Source organism: Aphanizomenon sp. UHCC 0183 (assembly GCF_009712065.1).
GTDB classification, from domain to species: domain Bacteria; phylum Cyanobacteriota; class Cyanobacteriia; order Cyanobacteriales; family Nostocaceae; genus Dolichospermum; species Dolichospermum heterosporum.
The window spans coordinates 12966-39517 of record NZ_VILC01000038.1; the positions used below are offsets into that span (position 1 = coordinate 12966).

Sequence of the window (26552 nt, forward strand, 5' to 3'; positions counted from 1 at the left end):
GCTTTGTAATACAGCTAAATCTTCAAGCAATTGATATTTTTGAACTTGGATATCAGTTTTTAATTCAGTAATGTCTGATTTAAATATATTATTAAGGGTTTCGATATTATCTAGAACTATATCTTTTTGAGTTTTAACATCTAATTCAAATTGAGATAATTCATTATTAAATTCTGATTGTAGTTTTGCTAAGTTCTCAACAATATGAAATTTCTCTTGTTGAGTTTCTGACTCTAACCCTTGAAATTGAGATATTAAACCAGCGCGAGATTTTTCAATATCACTAATAGCAATATCTTTTTGATTTTCTACTTCTGATTTGAGTTGGGTAAATTGAGAAAATAACTCAAATTCTAATTTTTTGATATTGTCAATTGTAATTTTTTGCTGTTGAGCAGATAAAGTTAATTGTTCTAGTTGAGTATTTAATCTAAACTCTAAATTACTGATATTCTCTTGAGCAGATTTAACTTCAATTTCCAAAGCTGTTAAAAACTCTTGTTTTGACTTGGGTAAATCAGATAAAAGAATAGATAAATTTTCTTCTTCACCTTGAATTTTTTGTTTAAGAGCATTAACTTCCTGTGCTAATTCTTGAGTAGTGTTTTTAGATTTTTGAATCAGTTGTTTTGCTTCTGCTTGAACTGTAGTTAATTGAGTTTGCAAATTTTCAATTCCTTGAATCTGCTGCATTGCTCTTTCTCCAATTTCCCGAATTACGGCTCGACGAAAAAACCATAATATGGCAATTAAAGCCACAGGAAATAAACTTAAAATAGTCAACCAGATATTGAGTAAGGTATTCGTGCGAGTAAAAGCTCGTTCAAAATCAGATTGCACTTGTTTTTGAGTGCGGGTTTCTTGTCGCAGTCGTGCTAATTCTTCCCGTTCCTGATTTGATAGTACCTGAGCCGTAGCAGATGGTACAGGATACCCACTGATAAAAGCCGTTGATAGCAGCAAGGGTGACAAAAAAATGGCGCTTTTTAAAGCTAGATTTGAGTATAAGGGGTTTTTGTTCTTCATCACTATTTTCCCTATCCGGTGGTTAGTTTTTGCAGGAGCGTGACTGGATGTTAGGGTAGCTGTTCGATATTAGCAGATTATCTAGAGAGATATCCCCCATTTTAGAATGGAAGTATGGAACATTAAAAGCTATTAAAGTTTTGTATTTTTCAATTTATGTGCGAAAATATATCAGATTTGATATAATGAAAATATGGAGCAACCTGATAAACCTCTAGTTTGGCTACATGGGGAAGTTAAAACTCCGCCATTTACTGAAGCAGCACGAATAGAGGTTGGTGTATTACTGAGGCGTTTACAGCAAGGTGAAAATCTCGAAATGCCTCATTCTCGGCAAATGCCAAGTATTGGAACACACTGTCACGAGTTAAGGGTGAGAGATGCAAATAAGAATTGGAGAATCATTTACAGAATTGATGATGATGCGATATTAATTGTGGAAGTATTCAACAAAAGTTCCAGAGAAACACCAGATAGTGTGATTGATATCTGTAAGAAAAGGTTAGGTAAATATGACAGAGATTGAGAGGATTATATTTTATGGATAAATCAAAGAGAGAACGTCTAGAAGCTAAAGGTTGGAAAGTTGGAACAGTAGCAGAATTTCTGGAATTAACCCCAGAGGAAGCAGCGTTAGTAGAAATTAAATTAGCTCTCAGTCGCAGTTTGAAAGAACGAAGACAAAATTCAATGACTCAAGCTGATTTAGCAGCTAGACTTCATTCTAGCCAACCTAGAATTGCTAATGCTGAAAATGGAGATGCTTCTGTTTCAATGGAGTTATTGATACGTGCGATGTTAGCTACTGGTGCAACTCCCCAAGATATTGGTAAAGTCATTGCTAGTGTTACGGGCTGAAGTCGTGTTGGTTAGCTTTTTTTCAAGCTAACCTTACAGCAATTTCCAATCATATAAGGTACATCTTAGCCCCCTCATCGCTTGCGGGGAGGGGGTTGGGGGTGGGGTTCTTGTTCCGGGTTTGATGACAATTTGCTGTAAAAGATATCTTAGGAATGTGAATTAAATAAGGTGCAAAAGTAGGGTGTGTTAGCGACAGCGTAACGCACCATTCCAGGTTACATCAGAATTGCAGGTTATTAAATTTGCGTTCCTTAAGGACTTCCAATTAAAAAAATACCCAAAAATTTCTTGTGGCGCGGGCATACTTCGACCCTTCGACAGGCTCAGGGCATCGCAAGCTCAGTACAAGTCTTGACTGCTAATCATCAAGGACAGGCAGGATGCCCATCCCACAAAATTGGGTAATTTATTTTTTGGTGTTCCCTTATATCTCAATACTATTGCCAAAGCCGTGAAACCCTATTGATATCGTCACGATTTTATTGGGTTTCAGACATATTTTAGAAAATTGGCAATAGTATTGATATCTAAGAATTATTATCGCTTTGAGAATTGATCATTTTCATAGGCCGACTAAGTAATTGGACAAAAATATTTACAGTCATTGCGAGGGAAGGGAAGCAATCACAACCCTTGGAATTGCTTCATTTCACTTCGTTCCATATGGCTAACGCCACGCAACGCTTACGCAATGAAATTGTGTAATTAATTCTGTCTCACTACTTACTATATTTTTATAGTCTCTGAAATATCGTTGATACCCATATATAATCAAGTCTTTAGTTAAAAAAATTACAAATTAATCAATTGAGATTTCCTGACTTTGGCAAATCTCACTAACTAGCCTGTTAACGTATAATACAATCAAACCAGCTTACATAACAATACCTATATAATCTAAATTATTTAAATATCACATGATTGTAAATGCCTCTCACCCTACCAAACCTTGCAAAGAACCTTTCCCCGGCGCTACCGTCTACAATTTGACGTAGTAGTGTATAGAGTGCAGAAACCATGAGACGTAGATACAAAAAAGACTTGCAATCATTCATCAGCTTTAGTCTATTTACCACCTTAATCACGCTATATCCCGTGACCGCTACCCCTCTACGTACCCCGGATAAGACCGTCAACTGTGAGCTTCTCGTTGTGGGTGGTGGACTCTCTGGAGTAGCCACAGCTTATGAAGGGTTACTTGTAGGACGCACAGTTTGTTTAACAGAAATAACTGACTGGTTGGGGGGACAAATCTCCTCCCAAGGGACATCTGCATTAGACGAAAGACCAACTCAACGAGCTAAACAATTCTATTCTCGCGGTTATTCAGAATTAAGAAACCGCATTGAACGGAAATATGGCAAACTTAACCCTGGTGATTGTTGGGTAAGTGACTCCTGTTTTCTGCCTCGTGATGCTCACAAGATCATGACACAAATGCTCAAAGATGCTGAAAAAAAAGGTAGAGGAAAATTACAATGGTTTCCCAATACAGTAATTAAAGATTTAGGAATTAGCAAAGATGGCAAAATCATTAATAATGCCATAGCAATTCAACATCAACCAGCAAAAAATCAACCACCTCTAAATACTAATACTTTATCTCAAACCATTGAAGATGCTTATAGTTATCAAAACTCATCACAATTGAGTAAAACTATTATTCGTTTTCTGCCTAAAACATCTCAAAATAATCCTGGAAAATGGTACGTTGTAGATACAAGTGAAACTGGGGAAATTATTGCTTTAGCAGATGTCCCTTATCGTCTAGGAATTGATGCCCGTTCCTATCTTGAACCTTCATCTTCTAGCACGACAAATTATCCTTATTGTCCTCAAGGTTTCACTTATACCTTTGCAATGGAGGCTACAAAAGATCACCAAACCCAAATAATGCCGCCATTCTATTTACAATATTCACCATATTTTAGTTATGAATTAAAACGATTAGCAAACTTTGATTTAGTATTTACCTATCGCCGAATTTGGAGTCCGCAAAAAGGCCAAGCAACTACATTCAATGGTGTGAAATTTACTTCATCAACACCGGGGGATATTTCTATGCAAAACTGGACTTGGGGAAATGATTACCGTCCAGGAACGGCGGCGGATAATCTTATTTATTCTCGGCAACAATTAGAAAATTCTGGACAGTTAAAATCTGGAGGTTGGCAAGGTGGACTACGCACAGAAACTTTGCGTAAAGCTGAAGAAAAAGCATTTTCCTATTTTTATTGGTTGTATGGGGGAACTACAGATTCTCAGTTGGGTAATGGTGTGAAAAAACCGCAAACAAATATCAGGTTTTTAACAGGTTTAGATTCGCCTATGGGGACGGTTCATGGTTTATCTAAATACCCTTATATGCGGGAAGGAAGACGGATTATTGGTCGTCCGAGTTGGGGACAACCAGAAGGTTTTGGCATTTGGGAAGTTGATATTTCTCGGCGTAATTATAATGATGAATATTATCGGAAAACTTTGCCGGCAAATATGTATGGCAATCTAAAAGCAGCGGTGGCTGGTTTGGAGGCGACATCTGTAATTAGTGGGGAAATTCCTCCAGAAAAAGTTATTCGCCGGAGTCGTTCGACAATTTACCCTGATGCTGTGGGTATTGGTCATTATGCCATAGATTTTCATCCTTGTATGGCAAAAAGTCCCGTGGAAGCACCTGGTAATCAGGAACGTGCTGGAGAAAGGCGGGGTGCAGGACTTGCTTATCCTTTTCAAATTGCTTTGCGGGCAATGATTCCCCAAAAAATTGATAATTTATTGGTAGGGGGAAAAAGTATTGCTACTAGTCATATTGCGGCGGCGGCTTATCGGGTTCATTCTTTTGAATGGTCTTCTGGTGCGGCTGCGGGAACTGTGGCGAGTTTTGCACTAAAAGAAGGAATCGCACCATATCAATTGGTTGATGATTTACCTCAACAAGAACCACAATTACAAATTTTAAGGAAGTTGTTGGAGGCGAATGGGAATCCTACGGCTTTTCCTGATACTTCTATTTTTAATGAAAGTTGGGATAATTGGCGGTAGTAAATTGGGCGCAGGCCCTGCGCCCCTACTTTCTCACTCAGCCAGCAATGGATTAAACTGGTTATTTGTAATGTCAGTTTTTACAATGTCGTTTTTGGCTGATTTTTCTATGGTGACAAGAATTGCAGATGTGTACAGTATGGCTTCAGCACCAACTGTGACACCTGACCGGGTTAATCAAGTGACTCGGAAAACCTATCCTAATTATAAGGTGATTGTGTTGAATGATGATTTCAATACTTTCCAGCACGTGGCTGAGTGCTTGATGAAGTATATTCCGGGGATGTCGGGCGATCGCGCTTGGGATCTCACTAATCAGGTACACTATGAAGGACAAGCGATTGTCTGGACTGGTCCCCAAGAACCAGCAGAATTATACCACCAACAACTCCGTCGGGCTGGGTTGACAATGGCTCCCCTGGAAGCAGCCTAATTATGTCAAAACCTACTGATGGTAGACTTGTTTGGAATCACTCTACCCATATTCCTGGTCTAATTCCCATTTTAGAACGTTTGTGTCAACAGCATGGGATTGGAACTGTGACACCTGCGGTGATTGGTAGAGCTAAGGGTCATGCACCAAAAATGCAGTTGCGGGTGTCTGTACCTATTCGTGGTGGCTATAAAATCATTGCTCGTCAAGGTAAGACGGTGCAGGAGGTGTTTATCCTCACAACTTTACTACAGGATGAACTCGAAGGTGCGATCGCTATTGCTATGAGAATTGCCTAAATTATGAATTTACAAATAGCAAGGTTGGAGCTAAGTTCAGTTCTAACCTTGACTTTTGATTATTCTTCAATTTTATGAACTGCAAACTTATGTAACGGTAAACTCAAAATACAAGAAAATGTTAAGAAATATGACAAAGCTGTAGTAATTCTTAAAGTCATCATTACAGCGTCCCAGTCAAATAAAAATACCTTTTCCGTCCCAAAAGCGACGCAATAAACTAACCAGTACGCAAAGCTCATTCTTAAGAGACTTTCTTCTGTTTCTTGAAAGTCATCTATGGCTTGATTATCATCCTTTAATAACCATAGACCGACAATACAAGCGATTGAGGAAATAGCCACCACAAATTCATGGCAACATAAATTCACTGTAGGCATTGATTTTTGTCTCCATTTTCAATGTTTTTATATTCCTATGGAAATTTAGTTTAAAGGAATATGCTGGAGAGTTGTACAAAATAGTTACAAACTGCAATCCCTCAACAAGTTTCTTCACAAATCCCAATACCTGAAAAGTCATGATTGCTGTATCAAATGTTTTACCCCTCCCTAACCCTCCCCTTAGAGGTTGTTTGAAAAGTATCAGATGAAACCCATAATCTCCAAAAACCTAACCCCCCTGCCCCCCTTCCCTACCAGGGAATGGGGTTTTCAAAGCCTCTCCCCGCGTCGGGGAGAGGTTTGGAGAGGGGTCAATTTATACATTCAAAACTTTTCAAACACCCTCTTATAAAGGGGAGGGAACTAGTACCGCAAGGCGGAAGTCAAAAGTCAAAAGTCAAAAGTCAAAATGAAGACAGTATAGGCTTTTGGAGGATTTAGAATAGTTGGTTTATTTACGCCGTTTTGTACTAGATTTTTATTGTTACCCCCCTTTACAAGGGAAAAGAGGGGTAACAATGTGATGAAAATTACGGGATACCACTTTTAAAACATCCTCTAAAAAACTTTTGTAAATTATGAGTAGTTGTGCAAAATTAATCGAATATTTTAAACATCTCTGAACCAATTAATTTTGTAAGGGCAAACCCCCTGTGGTTGCCCCAAATAACGGGGTAGGCACGGGGCGCTACCCCTACATTAAATCCAAATCTTTTATCTAATTAATTTGGCTTGCCTAATTACGTTGTTATTGCGGCATTTTCTGACAAAAATCTCATCATATTGATGTCAGTCATCTAACTTAGGGTTAATTTAAAATATCTAACTTAGGATTAATTAAATTACTTTGACTAAAGCATAAGCTGGTTATAGCAGGTTAATTCCAACTATGTTATTTTGGAGATATTAAGATAATGTTGCAAGAAAATTTTACGACTTCTCAGAAGGGAATAGATGCTTCTTTAATTGGTTTTGATGAAAGTTGTTTATCGGAATTAAGTTCGGAACAAGCCTCTAATATTGTTGGAGGATTTACACTTAAAAATAATACAGAAGCACCAAGGATTTTCTATAATTTTGGGGAGAAGTCACCCCTCAAACAACAAACTTTACAACCAGGAGAGAGCGGTACTTATCCCGGAGAGTTTATTTTGTATAATTCTTCGGCATCAAAACCCGGAATTAGTCCAGCAGTATTCAAAGCAGACCCTTCCGGTTCATTTAGTCTAAATCAATCAGGAACTAAGATAATTCCTACTGATCTTAGTTCTTCTAATGGAAGTACAGATTGCTAAAAAAGCCTGTAAAGGAATTTTGAATAAACAGCCTCTAGAACTTAATCTGGAGGTTTTATTTATAAGTAGTTTGGTCATTGGTCATTGGTCATTGGTTATTGGTCATTGGTCATTGGTCATTGGTGAAAACGATTCTTCTTTCTTCTTTCTTCTTTCTTCCTTCCTCCTGACTCCTGACTCCTGACTCCTGACTCCTGCTAAACTACTTCACAAGAATGAACTAAAGGTAATAATGGACCTATTTGTTCTTGTCCATTTATAGCTAAATCACTATGACATAAATACAATTTATCAGACACCCGCGCCAGTAAATCGGTGACAATTTTTTGTAATCTTTGTGCTTCGGCTAGTTGTTCATCTGCGGCTGTCCAAGGTTGTCCTAACCTATCTCGTAAAAATAAAGTAGCACCAAATAAAGTAGCTGCACCACCTTTTGCCCACAGTGGTGAACCAATATCTAACCAAAAATGCCAACGGTGATGTTTACGACTTGCACGATACTGAAAGATGGTTGCTAAAGTTACGGCTTTTCTACTGCTACCGATAGGACGGATAGGATAGGGATTTGCAGTAATTGTTCCTCGTCGCAGCAGTTGAATAAATATCGCTATCGCCACGCTATCGCTATCACTAATGGTAATACTAAGGGTTTCTGGTGTATGCAGTGAAAGTAATAGAGTATCATTTTGTTTTAAGCGGGCATCTACTTCCCAATAATGTTGAGCGGTTTCTATTAATTCTCTTAATGCTGCTAGTTCTTGATATGAAGGGGTTTTATCCTTACACACAAACTCTTGAATGGCTTTGTAGAGGAGAAAAATGGGGGTGAGGAGAAGTCCCTGGTGATATTCCTCTCTCTGTTTGCCAATCCATTGTAATATATCTTCATACGCCTGAGTGGCAATATAGCCAATTCTATCCCAGCGTTCAAAGGTTTTCACTGGTAATAAATTGGGTGTGTCGGGGTGGGGAACGAAACAAGCATCAGCGATTAACCCAGCCCGCACCGGATCTATTTGAGAATGATGGAATTCTTTTTCCTGCCCATTTTGGGTTTGATATTGACTCAAAACCACCAACATTTCCGCCACTGCATCCCTATCTACTAACCGCCCCAAACCGGGGTAAACTAGAGCCATGAGGGTAAGTAATGCTCTCACCACTGAAGAACTGATTAAGGGGCGTTGTTCGTTGAGAGATTCTACCTCGATATTTTGTTTAGTTAATATTTCTACTAGAGTATAACGAGCGATCGCATCTAAACCCGGTGCAATAATTACTACTTCATCCGCCGCTACTTCCCCTGACTGCACCCCATCAATAATGATCTCGGCTGTTTGGCGTAATAATTGGGCGCGGGAATTAGTTTGAATAGGCTTGACACAACTGGGTAAACTCAACATCGTCATTGGCTGTGTTACCAATTCTACCATTTGCTCAGTCAAAGAATATCCCAAACTATTTACAGGTGGTGAAGTTAAAGTTTCTACTTGACAACGCCCAGATAATTGGTATAAATACTCAGGATCTGCACCTAAACCCCAGCGGACAGCCCCATGAGGATTATAGCTAAAAGCCCCCACAGCACCAGCATCTAACAAAAATGCAAATAAGTTAGCAGCGATCGCCGGATAATCATCCACATCATCTGCTATGATCCCTTGATAACGGTGTTTTAAATGCTGTTGATAGCTACCATCAGGTAATAATTTTTGGTGATACAATTCGGTAATTAGTGCATAAGTCAATAAACCTGTTTCTAAACACCAATTTCGCCAATTTAGTAGTAAAAAACCCAAAAAATCCGGCTCTAAATTGATAGAATTATCCTCTAAACCACTTTGTAATATCTGGGGAATATCTTCACAGGATACACCGCTATAAGCTGCCAATTGCCATAAATCTAGAATCCTTCTGACCAAACGATTCTCATTCATCCCTACACGCCGCAAAACTTCTGAATTTAACTGAGAACTCCAGAGTTTCGTCGCCAACTCTTGTTCCGTTTCGGGACGTAATCTAACCGGAAATTGTGCTTTGATTGACAATGAATCAATTAGCAACGGCCAAAACAAAATTACCTCATCTTGGAAAAAACCTAAAGCCGTTTTGACACGAATAGGATATTTTCCCAGTGTTAAAGTAGTAACTCTATCAGCTAATTCCCTGCGATTATCATCATTAGCAGCTAACAATAAAATACCTAGTTCTTTTTGGTGTAAATTTAAATTTTGATCTATAGATTGGGTTTGAGAATTGTGAATATTTTTATTATAAAATGAACCAGAAACTTGATTATTAACTTGCAACCAAGCATCAAAATAGCTGACCAAGCGAGTAGTTTTACCACTACGACTAGTACCAAAAATCCAAAGAGAATCAGAAATCATGGTTTTTGCGTTAATTTAAGTTTAAGAATTTACTAGATAATCCCAAATAATCGTCTCGATGAGAAGTACCGTGTCTAGCCAAAAAATATACCCCTTTTTATTGTCTGCTTACAAATGGTATCTACTGACACCAGAACGTTCTTTAAGTACAGCCTATCAAGCAGCTATAAAAATTAAGGAAATTGAAGATCAACACTTTAATGGTAACAAAATAGATTCCGAGTTTACCATACACAGTGCCAGTGTCATGGATTATTTTCAAGGAGATTTGCAAAAGTTATTAAAAACTGTGCAAATGCGGCTGACAGAATTTAAAGCTAGTCGGTGGTTTGCGAATGAATCTAAACAAAAAGCTGCCCTAAAATTGGGTATAGAATATTCTAGCCCCGCATTAATTTTAGAGAAACTAGAATTCATTGATCAAGTTACCTCCAAATATACTAATAATGATATAGATACAAATTATAACAACTCCAACTCTTCACCTGTTGTACCAGCCACAGATTTAGTTAATTCCCAACAATTTATTCCTAAAACATCAAATCAAGCCAACAAAAATACACCGAAAGGAAAAACTAATACAACAGGTATTTTACCACGGTCAATTTTAAGCACAATCACTCGCCTACAGGTAGAATTAGATCCAGAATCTGAACAAAATGTAGTTCAAAATTTTCGGAAAGCTCAACAAAGAAGTATTATCTCAATTCGGTTTATACTTTTACTAATTATCGTTCCTCTTCTAACTCATCAATTATCCAAGGCTTTAATTGTTAGTCCATTGGTAGAACATTTTCGCCATGATAAAACAGTAGAAGTTTTCCTAAATAGAGAAATGGAAGAAGAAGGATTATTAGCATTACAAAGATTTGAAGAAAGAACCAAATTTGAAGCCTTAATTAGTAATGCACCTCCCCTTACTGCCGAAGAATTAGAACTCAAAATAAAGAAGAAAGCAGAGGAAGTCAAAGAGGAATTTCGTAAAGAAAGTGATAATGCTATTAAAAATGTATTTGCTGATATTTTCGCAGTAATTACCTTCACCATCTTATTACTTGTTAGTAAGCGTTCTATCGCAGTCCTCAAAGAATTTTTTGATAACGTAGTTTATGGTTTAAGTGATAGTGCTAAAGCATTTATTATCATTTTATTTACCGATGTTTTTGTCGGTTTCCACTCTCCTCACGGTTGGGAAGTTCTCTTAGAAGGAATATCACGACATTGGGGATTACCAGCCAATCGTGATTTTATTTTCTTATTTATTGCCACATTTCCCGTAATTTTAGATACGATCTTCAAATATTGGATTTTCCGTTACTTAAATCGGATTTCACCTTCTGCCGTTGCTACCTACCATAACATGAATGAATAGCCAGCATTTTGCCAACATTACTATTAGCTTACCAATATTTATGGCTAGTTTGATTGTGGGCATACAACCACTCCCCAATCAAGAACTTGCTCCCCCAGAATGTCGGTTAGGAAAATGGAATTTACCAACATTAGTAAATTCAACTAAACAGAAGTTACCTGTACTCATTCCTAGAGTTCCCGTTACTTGTTGTCAACAAGATATTTCTTGTTTAGATCAGGCAATTGATAATGATAAAAAATCCCTGTTACAATCTATAGATTACAGCCTCAAATATTTACAAACAGAAAGAGCAGTTAGAGCCTATCAAAAATCAGCAATTACCAGAGAAAAAGTTTACAATAGTTTGCAAAGATTTCGCCAACTATTGATTTCCACAAAATCACCTCAGCAACTACAAGCAGCCATAGACAAAGAATTTGTTTTTTATCAATCTATCGGCAGAGATAACAAAGGAACAGTTTTATTTACCGCTTATTATGAACCATTATATCTAGCCAGTCGTCAACCTACAAAAGAGTTTCGCTATGCGGCTTATCGTTCTCCTACTGATTTAGCATCTTGGGCTAAACCTCATCCCACCAGATCAGAATTAGAAGGTACAGATGGTTTACAAGGTGGAAAAGGAAAATTAAAAGGATTAGAATTATTTTGGTTTAGAGATCGTCTTGAACCTTATATGATTCAAATTCAAGGTTCAGCAAAACTCAAATTAACAGATGGAACTCACACAACTATCGGTTATGCAGGTAACACAGCTTATAATTATCGAAGTTTAGGTAGGTCATTAGTTGATGATGGTAAATTTCCCTTAGAAGGGTTAAATATGCCCATTATCCTCGACTATTTCCGCAAATATCCCCAGGATTTAAATATTTATATTCCGCGCGATCAAAGTTTTGTATTTTTTCAGGAAACCCACGGACAACCAGCCCAAGGTTCTATTGGTGTACCAGTTACTCCAGAGCGTTCTATTTCTACAGATAAATCCCTCATGCCTCCCGGTGCTTTAGCATTAATTCGCGCTCCTTTTCCCTATATTAATAAGAGTAATAAAATCGAACATCGGCTAGTAAGTCGTTACGTTTTAGATCAAGATACAGGTGGCGCAATTAAAGGCGCAGGGAGGGTAGATTACTTTTTAGGAACTGGTGAATCAGCCGGTGAAAGGGCAGGATTAACAGTCAGTAATGGACAATTATTTTATCTGTTGCTAAAACCGTAATCTTGAGGGCAATTTTTTGACCCCTAAACTAAGTTTTTGGAATATGGGAGGGCGATAGCGCAATTTTCAACGCCAACCTACTTAGCGCTGCTGCAAGCAGTTCGCTGTTTTGGGGATGTAGGAATTTAGGAAAGCGATCGCTGTTAAAATTAAAGAGATTTTGAAGGGTATGAAGCGATGACAGTTACAGCAATTAGACCCGTAACAATCGAAGAGTTTTTACAATTACCAGAAACAGAACCTGCTTCCGAATTTATTAATGGACAGATCATACAAAAACCGATGCCTCAAGGGGAACATAGTCAACTTCAGATTGACCTCTGCGAAACAATTAATCAAATTGCCAAACCTCAAAAAATCGCCAAAGCCTTTCCCGAACTACGCTGTGTTTTTGGTGGATTAGCGATCATTCCCGACATAGCTGTATTTCGTTGGGAGCGAATCCCTCGGTTGCCATCAGGACGGATTGCCAATCGTTTTGAAATCCATCCAGATTGGGCTATTGAAATTCTCTCTCCCGATCAGAGATATAAACAAGTCCTAGCCAAATTACTACACTGTGCTGAGTATGGTACTGAGTTGGGTTGGTTGCTTGATACTGAAGATGAGAGTATTTTAGTAGTAGATAGCGATCGCCGAGTTAGGGAATTTAAAAATAGTGATCGTCTGCCTGTTCTTACAGGGATTTCATTAGAGCTAAACGTTCAAGAAGTCTTTAGCTGGTTGATTTTTTGACAGGATCGCTTTTATGGAATGTGAGCGAGGGCGATAGCGAAGCGCTGCTGCAAGCAGTTCGCTTTTTGGGATGTGGAGGTGCGATAGCGAAGCGCTCCGCAGGAATCGCGCTAATAGGATAAAAGGGTCAAAAAAGGCTATAATCATACTTGTACCTAATTATGTACAACTCTAGCCATGAACATCGTCAACTTTAGCGAAGCAAGAAACAATTTTAAATCCGTACTAGATACAGTGGCCAATGATAAAAACTGTACTGTCATTGTTAGAAGAGATGCAGAAGATGCTGTAGTCATGTCTAAAAGTTATTATGACAGTTTGATGGAAACGGTTTATCTGTTAAAATCTCCCGCTAATGCTCAACATTTAGAAGAAGCGATCGCCGAATACAAAGCAGGGAAAACACAAGAACACGATTTAATCAATGCGTAAATTAGCTTGGGGTAGTAAAGCGTGGAAAGATTATCTTTATTGGCAATCTCAAGACAAGAAAACTTTAAAAAGAATCAATGGACTTATCGAAGATACTTTATCAGATCCCTTTGAAGGAATCGGTAAACTCGAACCATTAAAAGAGAATTTGTCAGGTTTTTGGTCTCGCCGTATTGATGAAACAAATCGTCTTATTTATGCTACCGATGATGATTATCTGACAATTATTTCATGTCGCTATCATTACCAAGAATAATCAGTGCGATAGCGAAGCACGACCTAGTAATCACTTTTTAGGATGTGGGGGTGATCGCTACGACAGACTACGGCTATGCACTGAATAGGGAAAGTTTTGGAAGTTAATCTGTTAAAATTTGTTCAGGTAAACAACTGAAAATGTAAAATCCATGAAAATTAAAGCCATTATTCATCCTGCCGAAGAAGGGGGTTATTGGGCTGAAGTCCCTGCACTTCCTGGTTGTATAACAGAAGGGGATACAATGGAAGAATTAATTAATAACCTTCAAGATGCTATACAAGGTTGGCTAGAAGTAGCAAATGAAATTCAAAAACTAGATCCAATCTCACAAGTGATTGAAATTGCAGTATGAAATCAATTTCTGGGAAAAAACTATGTAAAATTGTCGAGAAAAAAGGCTGGATTCTCAGAAAAATTACAGGCAGTCATCATATTTATGAAAAATCTGATGAAAGTAAAATTATCTCTATTCCTGTGCATAGAAATCAAGATTTAAAACTTGGGACTTTAAAATCAATCATGAAAGTAGCTCAATTAGTAGAAGATGATTTATAATTAGCACTTATTTTTTGTGTTAAGGATGCGATAGCGAAGCGCTGCTGCAAGCAGTTCGCTGTTTAGGGGACTTCCAAGAAATAAATTATCCTGATTAACGAACCACAGAGGCGCAGAGGACACAGAGGAATAAGGGTTTGAGAGATTTTTGCGTTAGGTGGTTGAGTATTTTTTTATTTGGAAGTCCCTAGTAGTCTGTCAACCCGAAAATGACGGGTGAAGGCAAGTAGGGGGAGAAGAGAGGTAGGGGGAGAAGAGAGGTAGGGGGAGAAGAGAGGTAGGGGAGGTAGGGGAGGTAGGGGAGATAGGGGAGGGAAGAACAAAAGTTTTTTCGGATTATTACCCGTCAAAATAAATTTGACGAACTACTAGAGGGTTTGGGTTAAAAACTTAGGATATAATGATTGAAGATTTAAAAGAAGAGCTTGATTGTCAGTAACCCAGCCCTAAAGGGACTGGGCTTGTAAGAGAAATCAAGCAAGCCGTACTGACCAGACCACCCTGAGTTTACTCTCATGGTAGCGGTTAAAACCGTGGTCAGTGAGCAGTTCGGCAAACTCACTGTAACACTTGTCGAACTGCTTGTGCCGTTTCCCTCTCAGGGCTAAAGCCGCTGATTTTCCCACTTACCGAGTATTCTTATGAATTACCAAGACATTATTACGATTGAATCAGGAAAACGCAGTGGAAAACCCTGTATTCGGGGAATGCGTATAACTGTGTACGATATTTTGGAATATCTAGCAGGTGGTATGACAGAAGCAGAAATTCTCGAAGATTTTTCAGAACTGACATCTGAAGATATTAAAGCCTGTCTATCTTTTGCTGCTGATCGAGAGAAAAAGTTATTTGTCGCTGCACTATGAAACTGCTATTAGATGAAAATCTGTCAGATCGGATTATTAATAAAATTATTGATCTATATCCCGATTCAGCACACGTTAAGACTTTAGCACTGATAAATACTGATGATGCAATTATATGGGAATATGCTAAAGCGAATAGTTTTGTGATTGTTTCCAAAGACTCTGATTTTCATCAACGTAGTTTACTTTATGGTCATCCGCCTAAGTTTATTTTTCTTCGTATTGGTAATGGTCCTACATCAAAAATTGTGCAGATTTTGACAGATAATTTTGTCACAATCATTCAATTTGACAGCAGTGAAACAGAAAGTATTTTGGTCTTAACCTAACTTGGAGTACGATCGCCAATCCTATCGGGAGATGTGCGATAGCGAAGCGCTCCGTAGGAATCGCTTTGATAATGAGGGTTTTGGAGGTGCGATCACTTAATTCTTAACCTAGAAATGTTTGTTCGCTAACACCAAACCGTTTAGCCAAAATTTTAATCATCCTTAAACTTAATTCTTGTTTCCCATTAAGTAAATCTAATAATAACGGCTCTTGCGGTACTTTTATGGTGGAAACTCAAATAACTAAAATTTAGTACCTAAAATTTATATTCATTAAGTCTCAGACTTCAGTGCCAGCAAGAGATTACAAGATTTTAAATATGTTCAGATAGCAATGATGATATAATGATAATTATAAAACACAAAAGTTTTGGTGATAGCTATGAAATTTTCTGTAGATCAAATTCTCAATCTCCCAGATACGAAAGGGTTAAAGAATCGCTGTTGTGGTGAACATGAGAGCGATTAACTGTTACCAAAAACTATTAACATTCACAAACTCATACCCTTGTTCTAATAATTTGGGAATCAAAATATTAATAGTTTCCGCCACATCTTTTCCACCAAAATAGCCATCGTGCAAGACAATTAATGAACCGTTTTTAACTTGCTTTATAACTCGATTTACCACAACATTTACACCAGGATGAACCCAATCTTCAGAAACTACACTCCACATCACTGGACGATAATTCCACTGTTGAAATAATTGTAATGTTTGAGGTGTGAAAAAACCGTTGGGAGGACGCACATCTCGTACTTGTTCGGGGGTTAAATTACAAGCATTGTAAATAGCAACTTGGGTTTTTTCTAAACTTTGTTTGAGTTGGGTTGACGAAAGTAGGGGAAAAGAATCATGTTCATAGCCATGTAGTCCGATCCAGTGTCCTTGTGTGCTAACTGTTTTCGCAGTTTCTGGAAACCGATTCACACAATTTCCTAACCAGAAAAAACTAGCGGTAATGTTATAACGCTTTAAAACCGATAATACTTGGGGTGTGTATTGGGGATGAGGTCCATCATCAAAGGTAAGGGCGATAGTTTTACTGTTCGAGTTTCCACACCATAGACAATGGGGAAAGGTGGGTTGGAGAAGCCGATAAACAAGGGGAAATAGAGGTGCAAATTCCATTGTTAAAAATATCTTTGTAACAAAAACTGTAACAACAACCTAATTTATGATCACACTGGTTTAAATTGGTAAAAAATCTGCGGGTAATCCCTGAACGGAAAATGACGTTGTGCAAAGATATTCGAGATTATCAAATTCTTTTTTTGAGTTTATTTCTGATTTTGGGAATTGCGACGCGAGACTGGACATTACATCCAGAATTTATTGGTGTGGCGATCGCCTCTTGCATTATAACTCAAATTATCTGCTCATTAATCACTAAATCCCAGGACACAATCCCAGTAATTAATATCCGTAGTCCCCTAATTACCTCTTTGGGACTGAGTTTATTACTACGCGCTGATCATTGGTCAACAATGGCTTTAGCTGGATTTGCAGCCATAGCTAGTAAATTTATTTTCCAATTTGGGGAAAAGCATTTTTTTAACCCTGCTAATTTCGGCATTATTGCCGTTCTTACCCTCACTAATGATGCTTGGGTATCCCCAGGACAATGGGGAGAAGAATGGTGGTATGCGTTGTTATTTGTGGGGACTGGAGGCATGATTTTACAGCGTATTGGTCGTTGGGATACTACCGCCGCTTTTCTAGGTGCTTATTCCCTCCTAGCAGCCATCAGAAATATGTGGTTAGGTTGGACTTGGGACGTTTATTTTCATCATTTAATGAGTGGATCTTTACTGTTATTTTCTTTATTTATGGTGACAGATCCACGTTCAATTCCCAACGCCCCCATGAGTAGAATTTTATGGGCAGTATCTATTGCTTTATTAACATTTATTTTGCGAAATTTCTTCTTTATTCCCACCGCTGTTTTTTGGGCTTTATTTGCCCTCGCACCCTTAACTATTTTCCTAGATAGATTCTGGGTTACACCGAGATTTTCTTGGTGGCAGCAACCAGAATTATCAGCAGAAAAATAACCAATCAACTATTATTAATTAAGGATCAAAATGCAACTTTTACGCCTATTCATGCCCTTAATTTCTGCACTTTTAGCAGTGCTGTGTTTTGTGCCTACAGCTTGGGCTTTCTGTGGTTTTTATGTAGCTAAAGCCGATACAAAACTCTATAATCAAGCTTCACAAGTCATACTAGCAAGAGATGGAAATCGTACCGTCTTAACAATGGCTAATGATTTTCAAGGTGATGTTAAAGATTTTGCCGTTGTTATTCCCGTTCCCACTGTTTTAAAAAAAGAACAAGTTCATGTAGCCCAACCGAAAATTATTGAACGATTAGATGCTTTTAGCGCCCCCAGATTAGTTGAATATTTCGATTCTGACCCCTGCGCTCAAGATAATATAATGACGGATATGCCAGCACCACAAGCAGCAGCAAGAATGAGAGGTGCAGAAAATAGCATGAAGAAAGATAGCAGTTTAGGTGTGACTGTTGAAGCCAAATTTAATGTAGGTGAATATGATATTGTCATCTTGAGTGCTAAAGAATCTGGTGGACTAGAAATTTGGCTAAATCGCAATGGTTATAAAATTCCTAAAGGTGCAAAGGAATTACTAAAACCCTATATTCGTTCTTCAATGAAATTCTTTGTTGCTAAAGTCAACTTAGATAAATTTGCCGAATCAGGTTATCAATTACTGCGTCCTTTACAAATTTCCTACGAATCACTGAAATTTATGTTACCGATTCGTTTAGGAATGATTAACGCTACCAAAGAACAAGATTTAATTGTTTATATTCTTTCACCCCAAGGACAGGCAGAAATCACTAATTATCGCACAGTTAAAGTTCCTTCCGATGTAAATATTCCTATTTTCGTGAAAAATGAATTTGGTGATTTTTATAAATCCATGTTTCAAAGTTCCTACACCAAAGAAGATAAAAAAGTTGGCTTTTTGGAATATGCTTGGGATATGAGTAGTTGTGATCCTTGTTCTGCTGAACCACTCAATAATGAAGAATTAAAACAAGCGGGTGTGTTTTGGTTGGATAATAATAGCAGTGATAGACCAGTATCTCCCAGTTTTCGTTCTCGTTTTCCTAGTAGTAGTGTTTTCATTACTCGCTTGCACGTGCGCTACACCAGAAATAAATTTCCTGAAGATTTAATGTTTCAAGCAACTTCACAACGAGATTCTTTTCAAGGACGTTATATTTTACAACACCCATTTACAGGTAATCTCGAATGTAGTGCAGGAAGACAATATAAAAGTTCATTAAATCAGCGATTTGAAAAAGAAGCGCAAACTCTAGCTAGACTGACCAACTGGAATATTCAAAACATTCGCCAAAAAATGCAATTATCTGTGGGAAATATTTCTACTTCTTGGTGGGATAATTTCTTAGCTTGGTTTGGTCTGTAAATTTCTTTGACTTGCAAGAGTCATATCCCCGACTTCTTTAAGAAGTCGGGGATATTAATTTAGGATCTTTTCTAAATCAATTTGATTATGTTTTTGTTCGGAGTCAATTCAACCTACAGACTTTTGGTTTTTGACTTCTATTAGGAGTTATTTTAATTTAGATAAGATAAACCCCTTTGATTTTTATCAAGACTATCATAACATAACCCTCTCAGAAGTCAAGACCCTTGAAAATACGTTGAGTCATTCGCAGGTATTCTCAATAATTTTGGGTGAAAAATGCCAGGTTAAACTTTTTTGGGAAAATGGGGTTAAGAATTATTAAGATAGTGACGCTAAAACGTTAAGATGTAAAGGGTGAGAGGAAGAAAACAAGAAATATGAACTAATTTGTGGTCTCATTGCGTAATTAACGAGTATATTCTTGTATATATTCTAAATATTAACGTATCTACCACAACCTAACATGACTCAGATATGTTGTCTAAATGCAGACTGTCATAATCCACCTATACCAGATACGACAAAGTTTTGTCCTAACTGCGGTGTTCCTTTGGTTATTCTCAGAAACCGTTATCGTCCTGTTAAACCTTTGGGTGGTGGTGGTTTTGGGAAGACTTATTTAGCTGAAGATGTTGATAAATTAAATGAGAAGTGTGTTATTAAACAATTTGCACCTCAAACTCAAAGTACCTATGCTTTAAAAAAAGCCAAGGAGTTATTTGAACAAGAAGCGAACCAACTAAAAGACCTCAAACATCTCCAAATTCCCCAATTACAAGCTTATTTTGATGAGGATGATTGTTTATATTTAATTCAAGATTTTATTGAAGGTGAAAATTTATTAATTGAGTTAGCGAATCAAGGAAATTTTAACGAACAAAAAATTCGGGATTTGTTACTTGATTTATTACCAGTTTTACAAATAGTCCATAGTAATAACATTATTCACCGCGACATTAAACCAGAAAATATTATGCGTCGTCGCAGTGATGGGAAATTATTTTTAATTGATTTTGGTGCTTCCAAACAACTCCAAGGTACAATGCGACCAGGTACAAAAATCGGTACTTTTGGTTATGCTTCTCTAGAACAAATGGAAGATAGAGAGGTTTATCCTGCTAGTGATTTATTTAGTTTAGGTGCAACTTGCTTTCATTTAATGACTGGGGTTTATCCTGGGGATTTGTGGAACAGACAAGGTTACAGTTGGGTGAAAGATTGGCGTAAACATTTACAGCAATCTGTAAGTTTAGAATTAGGACAAATTTTAGATAATTTATTAAAACTAGAAAATCCAGACCGTTATCGGTCAGTAGAAGAAGTTTTACAAGCCTTAAAAGCACCTCCAAAAACTAATTATTCCCGTCGTGGTTTTTTGCAAATTGCAGGTTTAGTGGTTGGAGGATTTACCATAGCCGTAATAGTACCAAATATATTTGGGAATAAGAATCGAAAACTTACCAAACCATTAGTAATTCTAAAAAATATCACCTCAGCGATTTTAGTTAATACCCTAACTGGTCATTCTGACGGAGTTGATTCCCTAGCCATTAGCCCTGATGGTAAGATTTTAGTTAGTGGTAGTGGCGACAAGAGTATCAAAATCTGGAATTTGCCAACAGGAAAATTGAAATCTACCCTGACTGGTCATTCTTCCGGGGTTAATTACCTAGCTATCACCCCCGATGCTAAGACTTTAGTCAGTGCAAGTTGGGACGACACTATCAAAATCTGGAACTTGCCAACGGGAAAATTAAAATCTACTCTCACTGGTCATAGTAACGGGGTTTATTCCCTAGCGATTAGCCCCAATGGTAAGATTTTAGTTAGTGGTAGTGGTGACAAAAAGATCAAAATCTGGAACTTGCAAACAGGAAAATTAAAATCTACCCTCACTGGTCATTCTAACTGGGTTAGTTCCCTAGCCATTAGCCCCGATAGCAAAATTTTGGTCAGTGGTAGTTATGACAAGAGTATCAAAATCTGGAATTTGCTAACGGGAAACTTGGAATCTACACTCACTGGTCATTCTAACTGGGTTCATTCCGTAGCCATTAGCCCCAATGGTAAGACTTTGGTAACTGGGAGTGCTGACAACACTATCAAAATCTGGAACTTGCAAACAGGAAAATTAAAATTTACCCTCACTGGTCATTCTGGCTGGGTTCGTTTTGTAACTATCAGCCCCGATGGTCAGACTTTGGTGAGTGGGAGTTGGGACAACACTATCAAAATTTGGAATTTAGCTACAGGAGAATTGAAATCTACCCTCACTGGTCATTCTTACCGGGTTACTTCCCTAGCCATCAGCCCCGATGCTAGGACTTTAGTGAGTGGAAGTGATGACTGGACTATCAAAATTTGGCGGTTAGAATAGTCTGGGTCAGGATAACCAGGATTAAAGGATTTACAGGATGGTTTTTGAAGATTGATCTAGATTTTCAGAAATTGTATTTTGTCAGAATCAGGATGTCCAGGATTTAAGGATGTACAGGATAAGAACGCAGATAGACGCAGATGGTGAGAATTAGGAAAACCAAAATTTAGGGATGTAGAGGATGAAATAGGAAAATCTCTCTAAAACCTCTTACCTTCGTTTCTATCCCTATGGCTCTTGCGTCGCCACGCAAGCTATCGGGACGCTACGCGAACGTACCTTAGTGGTTCATTCTTCCATGACTTGTGCGTAACCAACCATCATTAAATCACATCCTGAAAATCCTCAAATCCTGGACATCCTGATTTTGACAAAAAATCTTCCAAGAGCTTTACCTATTTATTCACTTCCAATAACTGAGAAGTCTCTAATCTTGACATCCACTTTTCTAAATAAACTTGATTATGTTTTTGCTCAGATGGATCTTGACTATCTAGAGGATAAGGTAAAAGTCCTAAAATTGCGGCGCTAGTTACACAAAACATAGACTTTTGGAAACTCATACAAATTTGCACTCGCAAATCATCTTCACCCCGAAGACTGCGACGATAAATATTATGTAAATATTCTGGGAGATAATGGCGCATATCCTGCATTAACAATGTGGGAGGAATACCTGCACCACCAATAGGTAAAGGATCTGCGTATAATGCACCATATTGAAATCGAGATAAATCTGGGGGAACTTGATATGCTTGTGCGTTTAAAGAAACTGTACCTAAAAATGGTGTGCCTCTAAAAAATACCGCTTCTACATAGGGAATTGCGGTATCTGCAAGGAAGGTTAACCCAACTGATTGAGGAATAAGATCATAAACTTTATCGCCAATTTTGACACTATATGTAATTGGTTTCATTGCATCTGCAACTAAAGCCAGTTTAATATGGTCTACAACTTGGGGAATTGTTTTAATTTCGCCGTTGTCATAGCGATCTGATAAACTCAGAAACATATCCGCCATGACTCGCCAAAATTGGCCTAACCCAGTATAATAAGCAGAGACTCGTAACTGTTCTATCAAGAATTCGGGAAACAGTTCATTTACTCCCCAAATGAGGGGATTATATTTAAATTTAGCAGCAATAATAGCTTTAGCTCTGTCTTGAAATTCTTTGGTATCTAAGTATGCGTCTAAACCGCCGCCACCATGCCACATCATGGTTTTCATGCAATATTCAGCATATTCAAAATTAATCCGATCATGCCATAAATGGCGGAATAATTTGGCAACGGAAATATCGCCATCAAAATATTTAAAGAAGGGAAAAAATACTAAAAATTGATGTTCAGCAATGTAGATAAGATTTTTAGAATAGGCATCTAAAACCACTCCATAACTTTTAAGAATGCCAACAACTTCTAAAACGTTTTCGGGACTATCTTTGAGTAATGCTTCTCCAGTTTGTAAGCGTTGAATATATTCAGCTAGAGGGTTGTAGGTGGGATTTTTTTGAGTTTTCATGATGTCAATTCTCCTGGAATTCAACTGTCTTAACTATGATTTTTGGGATTTTTTTGATTTGTTTGATGATCTGGTTGTGGTGATTATTTTTCTCGGAAAGTTAAGAATCCAATAGTTCCCGACTTGCTACTAGATGATGATTATTAGTTTTTACCATTGTGGTAATTGTGGCTTGGGTATAATAGACTAACCAATTGGGTTGAATACCAAAAATAACGATCGCTACTGCTAGAATGATGGCAGGGATGCGATCGCTCCAATACACACGAGGTAAGTTAGTAACTGCTGCTGATAACCGCCCAAAAAAGGCACGATTTAAGAGAATTAGGAAGTAAACCGCAGTTAAACCATTTCCGAGCATGGCTAATAATGTTTGGACGGGGAAAATGGCAAAACTGCCCCGAAAAACAATAAATTCGGAAATAAATCCCACCATTCCCGGTATACCTGCACTGGCCATAACGGCAAAAATCATTAAACTACCAATAACTGGTAAACCTCGTTCTGGGTTTAATAGTCCCCGAATGACATTTAAATCTCGACTACCAGCTTTTTTGTAAACAACTCCTACCAACAGGAATAACATAGCGGATATTAATCCATGACTAATCATTTGCATAACTGCCCCCAAGACGCTGAGGGGTGTGGATGCGGCTGCTGCTAACAAGACATAGCCCATGTGGCCGATAGAACTATAAGCCACCATTTTTTTCATGTCCGTTTGCGCGATCGCACAAGATGCCCCAAACAAAACGCTAACTACTGCCCATGTAGCTAACCAAGGTGCTGCATAAGCCCAAGCATCTGGCAATAAATTCATGCCAAATCGCAGTAAGCCATAAGTCCCTAATTTTAATAATATCCCAGCCAACAGCACAGATATGGGTGTGGAGGCTTCCACGTGGGCATCTGGTAGCCAAGTATGGAAGGGAACGAGGGGGATTTTAATGCCAAATCCTACTAAAATGCCGACAAGGAGTAAAATTTGCGTTGCTAAGGGTAGAGACTGGGTATTTAAGGTTGCTAGTCCAAAACTGGGAGAACCACTCAACCAAACCATCCCCAGGAAACTGGCTAAAATGACGATTCCTGAAAAAGCTGTATAAATCAGAAATTTTGTGGCTGCATAACCCCGTTTTTCTCCCCCCCAAATCGCAATTAGTAAATATAAGGGTATTAGTTCCAATTCATAAAACAGGAAGAATAATAATAAATCCTGTGCTAAAAATGCTCCTATCACCCCAGCACTTAAGAGCAGAATTAGAGAGTAATAAAATCTAGGACGTTGTTGGGATTCATCGCTGCTATAAATAGCAATACAAGTTAATATTCCATTGAGAATTAATAAAGGTAGTGATAGACCATCTATGCCCAGATTGTAATTTAAGCCAATAGCATCTATCCAAGGTAAGGATTCAGCAAACTGTTGACCAATTTCTCCAGGGTTAAACTGAGTTGCTAGGAAAATACTCCATGCGAAAATAATCACGCTAAAGACGAAAGCAATGATTCTGGATAGTTTACCAGAGATGGTAAAAGGATAGAAACCAATAAAAGCCGCACCAATTAACGGCAGTAAGATCAATGTACTGAGCATGAAAGTTAGGGAATAGAGGGTGGGGGAGGGGGGTAGGGGGGGTAGGGGAGATGGGGGAGGTGGGGGAGGTAGGGGGGGTAGGGGAGGTGGGGGAGGTGGGGGAGGTAGGGGAAGAATATTACCAATTACCCATTACCAATTACCCATTACCTAAAAAGGTAATTTCTCGAATAAACCTAATGACAGACTAATGAGGAAACCAAGAATGCTAATAACGATGAGGATTGTTAGCATATAGCCTTGGGATTGACCAGAAATACTGTATTTCAAACTTTGTCCGCTAAAAATTGCAGCAAAGCCGACTAAGTTGACTAGACCATCTACCAAAAAGCGATCGCTCCACGCGGATATCCTCGATAACAGCGCCACAGCACTTACAATCGTTAAGCGATAAATGCGGTCTATGTAAAAATCATAGCCTAATAAGTCTTGTATAAGTCGCCAAATCAAAATTCTCGATCTTGACCAAGCCTTGTGCAGATAAATTGTTGCGCCAATAGTCACCCCAGCAATGGTAGAAGCTACTAAAGATCCGACTACATACCAATCTAGGCTTTCCCAGCTAGGTAATAAATACCATTGCTGTAGCATCAGGGGTAATAATAGCGTCAGGATAGTTAAAGTCACCATTGGTAATGCCATTGGCCAGGCAACTTCTGGAGCGCGACGGGTTTTTGGTTGGGGTTGTCCCCAAAAAACTAACCGGAATACCCTAGTTAAATTCAAAGCCGTTAAGCCGTTAACTAAGATTAAAACCACAATTACCCAAGGGCTAATTTTGACTAAGCCATCAGCCCATGCTATCATTGCCCAAAAACTGCCCAGTGGTAGTAGTGTTACCATACCTGCCGAACCGACTATAAAAGCTGTGGTAGTAGCTGGCATTCTTGACCACAAACCCCCCATTTCTGTTAAATCTTGGGTTTGGGTAGTGTAGATAACTGAACCAGAACTCATGAATAATAAGGCTTTGGCAATAGCATGACTCAGGAGTAACATTAACGCCACTCCACCTTGTTCCAAGCCTACCGCCAAAAATACTAATCCCATGTAAGCACTGGTGGAATGGGAGAGCGATCGCTTAATATCAATTTGGGCTAGAGATACCAATGTCGCCCCCACCGCTGTCATTATCCCCACAACCACCAAAGTATTTAAGGCAATAGGGGACAAATATAATAATGGTTGGACTTTGTAGAGGAAATAAGCACCCCCAGCTACCACCAACGAATTCCGCATCACCGAAGCCGGGTTGGGTCCCTCCATTGCCTCATCTAACCACAAATGCAGGGGAAATTGAGCGCACTTACCAGCAGGACCGGCAATTAAACCCAAACAGAGCAAGGTTGATGTCACAGGGTTTAAATCAGCGGTTTGCGCCCACTCATACAAATCCGAAAAGTTTAAACTACCCGCTAAAGTAGAAAGAGTCACCACAGCCATTAGCAGCAATAAATCACCTACCCGCTTTGTTAAGAAGGCATCTCGCGCCGCCGTCACTACCAACGGTTGAGCATACCAAAATCCCACCAGTAAATAAGTCGAAAGGGTGAGAACTTCCAGCAAAGCATAGCTGAGAAACAAAGAATCACTAATTGCTAGACCACTCAGAGCAGCTTCAAAAAATCCGACTAGACCAAAAAATCTGGCTAAAGACCAATCTTTTTCCATGTAGCCTAGGGCGTAAATTTGCGCTAATAGACTTAATCCAGTAATTAAAACTGTCGCCCCAACACTGACTACGGAAATTTCCAAGGCAAAAGATAATTGAAAATCAGCAGCTTGAAACCAAGTAATTACTAAATTTGCCTGTTCTCGATTCCAGATATCTTTAAATACTAATAAACTATGGAAAAAACCTAAGATGGTAGTCAATAAATTCAAGTAAGCCGCAGGTCTAGGTCCGGTACGCTGGATGATTCCTATACTCCAAGGCAAAGTCAAAATTGCCCCTAGTAAACTATAAAGAGGCACAAAGCAACTCGTTAAAAATAGAAACTCGTTCATCTAATATTTTCCTTAACAACTCAGTTCCGATTCTCTTAAGCAGCCTTTAAATAATCATTTGCTCAAAAAGCAATATCTTTGCGA

At 38.3% G+C, this 26552-nt stretch carries 25 protein-coding genes and 1 pseudogene; 19 read left to right on the forward strand and 7 right to left on the reverse strand.

Annotated elements, in window-relative coordinates; genetic code table 11:
- Positions 1–1026: pseudogene (locus tag FJR37_RS14515) on the reverse strand (hypothetical protein); the annotation flags it as partial.
- A 193-nt stretch (positions 1027–1219) separates the two neighbouring features.
- Here FJR37_RS14515 and FJR37_RS14520 point away from each other — a divergent pair.
- The 5 genes from FJR37_RS14520 (at position 1220) to FJR37_RS14540 (ending at position 5661) form a co-directional block, all read left to right on the forward strand.
- A complete protein-coding gene (locus FJR37_RS14520; RefSeq protein ID WP_039201871.1) occupies positions 1220–1552 on the forward strand; it encodes a type II toxin-antitoxin system RelE/ParE family toxin in 333 nt (110 codons plus the stop codon).
- Positions 1553–1566: 14 nt separating this feature from the next.
- Entirely contained in the window at positions 1567–1884 is a 318-nt protein-coding gene (locus tag FJR37_RS14525; RefSeq protein ID WP_039201872.1) for a helix-turn-helix transcriptional regulator, read from the forward strand.
- A gap of 1020 nt (positions 1885–2904) precedes the next feature.
- Entirely contained in the window at positions 2905–4929 is a 2025-nt protein-coding gene (locus FJR37_RS14530; protein ID WP_168466339.1) for an FAD-dependent oxidoreductase, read from the forward strand.
- Positions 4930–5038: 109 nt separating this feature from the next.
- Positions 5039–5362 carry an ATP-dependent Clp protease adapter ClpS gene (clpS, locus tag FJR37_RS14535; RefSeq protein WP_027401013.1) on the forward strand — a complete coding sequence of 108 codons (324 nt, stop codon included), beginning with the start codon at positions 5039–5041 and terminating at the stop codon, positions 5360–5362.
- 2 nt (positions 5363–5364) lie between these two features.
- Positions 5365–5661: a DUF2103 domain-containing protein gene (locus FJR37_RS14540; RefSeq protein WP_027401012.1), complete on the forward strand. Its 297-nt coding sequence runs from the start codon at positions 5365–5367 to the stop codon at positions 5659–5661.
- Between the two features lie 59 nt (positions 5662–5720).
- On the opposite strand, the gene FJR37_RS14545 is transcribed toward FJR37_RS14540, so the two are convergent.
- Positions 5721–6041: a hypothetical protein gene (locus FJR37_RS14545; protein ID WP_039201875.1), complete on the reverse strand. Its 321-nt coding sequence runs from the start codon at positions 6039–6041 to the stop codon at positions 5721–5723.
- A 917-nt stretch (positions 6042–6958) separates the two neighbouring features.
- On the opposite strand from FJR37_RS14545, the gene FJR37_RS14550 reads away from it, so the two are divergent.
- Both FJR37_RS14550 and FJR37_RS14555 read left to right on the forward strand, forming a co-directional pair.
- Positions 6959–7339, forward strand: coding sequence for a hypothetical protein (locus FJR37_RS14550; protein WP_027401010.1), 381 nt, complete (start codon positions 6959–6961; stop codon positions 7337–7339).
- A complete protein-coding gene (locus FJR37_RS14555) occupies positions 7320–7523 on the forward strand; it encodes a hypothetical protein (protein WP_168466335.1) in 204 nt (67 codons plus the stop codon). The genes FJR37_RS14550 and FJR37_RS14555 overlap by 20 nt, the downstream gene beginning before the upstream one ends.
- Before the next feature lie 13 nt (positions 7524–7536).
- Here the strand turns inward: FJR37_RS14555 and FJR37_RS14560 are convergent, their stop codons facing one another.
- Positions 7537–9729 (reverse strand): recombinase family protein, encoded by a 2193-nt coding sequence (locus tag FJR37_RS14560; RefSeq protein WP_168466340.1) that lies wholly within the window; start codon positions 9727–9729, stop codon positions 7537–7539.
- 58 nt (positions 9730–9787) lie between these two features.
- Between FJR37_RS14560 and FJR37_RS14565 the strand changes: the two genes are divergently transcribed.
- The 9 genes from FJR37_RS14565 (at position 9788) to FJR37_RS14605 (ending at position 15502) form a co-directional block, all read left to right on the forward strand.
- The gene (locus FJR37_RS14565; RefSeq protein WP_217355283.1) at positions 9788–11101 is read left to right on the forward strand and encodes a proton extrusion protein PcxA; all 1314 of its coding nucleotides are present in this window, start codon (positions 9788–9790) and stop codon (positions 11099–11101) included.
- On the forward strand, positions 11094–12326 hold the full coding sequence (locus tag FJR37_RS14570) for a murein transglycosylase A (protein ID WP_168466341.1): 1233 nt from the start codon (positions 11094–11096) through the stop codon (positions 12324–12326). The genes FJR37_RS14565 and FJR37_RS14570 overlap by 8 nt, the downstream gene beginning before the upstream one ends.
- Before the next feature lie 177 nt (positions 12327–12503).
- On the forward strand, positions 12504–13061 hold the full coding sequence (locus FJR37_RS14575) for a Uma2 family endonuclease (protein WP_168466342.1): 558 nt from the start codon (positions 12504–12506) through the stop codon (positions 13059–13061).
- Positions 13062–13238: 177 nt separating this feature from the next.
- The gene (locus FJR37_RS14580) at positions 13239–13493 is read left to right on the forward strand and encodes a type II toxin-antitoxin system Phd/YefM family antitoxin (RefSeq protein WP_168466343.1); all 255 of its coding nucleotides are present in this window, start codon (positions 13239–13241) and stop codon (positions 13491–13493) included.
- Positions 13486–13749: a Txe/YoeB family addiction module toxin gene (locus FJR37_RS14585; protein WP_168466344.1), complete on the forward strand. Its 264-nt coding sequence runs from the start codon at positions 13486–13488 to the stop codon at positions 13747–13749. The genes FJR37_RS14580 and FJR37_RS14585 overlap by 8 nt, the downstream gene beginning before the upstream one ends.
- Before the next feature lie 151 nt (positions 13750–13900).
- A complete protein-coding gene (locus tag FJR37_RS14590) occupies positions 13901–14104 on the forward strand; it encodes a type II toxin-antitoxin system HicB family antitoxin (protein ID WP_039201898.1) in 204 nt (67 codons plus the stop codon).
- Positions 14101–14307 carry a type II toxin-antitoxin system HicA family toxin gene (locus FJR37_RS14595; protein ID WP_039201899.1) on the forward strand — a complete coding sequence of 69 codons (207 nt, stop codon included), beginning with the start codon at positions 14101–14103 and terminating at the stop codon, positions 14305–14307. The genes FJR37_RS14590 and FJR37_RS14595 overlap by 4 nt, the downstream gene beginning before the upstream one ends.
- A gap of 641 nt (positions 14308–14948) precedes the next feature.
- Entirely contained in the window at positions 14949–15173 is a 225-nt protein-coding gene (locus tag FJR37_RS14600; protein ID WP_039201901.1) for a DUF433 domain-containing protein, read from the forward strand.
- Positions 15170–15502, forward strand: a complete 333-nt coding sequence (locus FJR37_RS14605; RefSeq protein WP_039201902.1) for a DUF5615 family PIN-like protein — start codon at positions 15170–15172, stop codon at positions 15500–15502. Before FJR37_RS14600 ends, FJR37_RS14605 begins: the two co-directional genes overlap by 4 nt.
- Positions 15503–15974: 472 nt before the next feature.
- Here the strand turns inward: FJR37_RS14605 and FJR37_RS14610 are convergent, their stop codons facing one another.
- A complete protein-coding gene (locus FJR37_RS14610; RefSeq protein WP_168466345.1) occupies positions 15975–16634 on the reverse strand; it encodes a polysaccharide deacetylase family protein in 660 nt (219 codons plus the stop codon).
- A 101-nt stretch (positions 16635–16735) separates the two neighbouring features.
- Here FJR37_RS14610 and FJR37_RS14615 point away from each other — a divergent pair, with 101 nt between their 5' ends.
- From FJR37_RS14615 to FJR37_RS14625, 3 genes are all read left to right on the forward strand, one after another.
- Positions 16736–17557 (forward strand): RnfABCDGE type electron transport complex subunit D, encoded by an 822-nt coding sequence (locus tag FJR37_RS14615; RefSeq protein ID WP_168466346.1) that lies wholly within the window; start codon positions 16736–16738, stop codon positions 17555–17557.
- A 30-nt stretch (positions 17558–17587) separates the two neighbouring features.
- On the forward strand, positions 17588–18961 hold the full coding sequence (locus FJR37_RS14620) for a DUF2330 domain-containing protein (protein WP_168466347.1): 1374 nt from the start codon (positions 17588–17590) through the stop codon (positions 18959–18961).
- Between the two features lie 466 nt (positions 18962–19427).
- The gene (locus FJR37_RS14625) at positions 19428–21341 is read left to right on the forward strand and encodes a serine/threonine-protein kinase (protein ID WP_168466348.1); all 1914 of its coding nucleotides are present in this window, start codon (positions 19428–19430) and stop codon (positions 21339–21341) included.
- A 395-nt stretch (positions 21342–21736) separates the two neighbouring features.
- Here FJR37_RS14625 and FJR37_RS14630 read toward each other — a convergent pair whose 3' ends face one another.
- From FJR37_RS14630 to FJR37_RS14640, 3 genes are all read right to left on the reverse strand, one after another.
- Positions 21737–22864: a CO2 hydration protein gene (locus FJR37_RS14630; RefSeq protein WP_168466349.1), complete on the reverse strand. Its 1128-nt coding sequence runs from the start codon at positions 22862–22864 to the stop codon at positions 21737–21739.
- A 100-nt stretch (positions 22865–22964) separates the two neighbouring features.
- Positions 22965–24461, reverse strand: coding sequence for an NADH-quinone oxidoreductase subunit M (locus FJR37_RS14635; protein ID WP_168466350.1), 1497 nt, complete (start codon positions 24459–24461; stop codon positions 22965–22967).
- A 150-nt stretch (positions 24462–24611) separates the two neighbouring features.
- Positions 24612–26468, reverse strand: a complete 1857-nt coding sequence (locus FJR37_RS14640) for an NAD(P)H-quinone oxidoreductase subunit F (RefSeq protein WP_168466351.1) — start codon at positions 26466–26468, stop codon at positions 24612–24614.
- Positions 26469–26552: the final 84 nt, after the last annotated feature.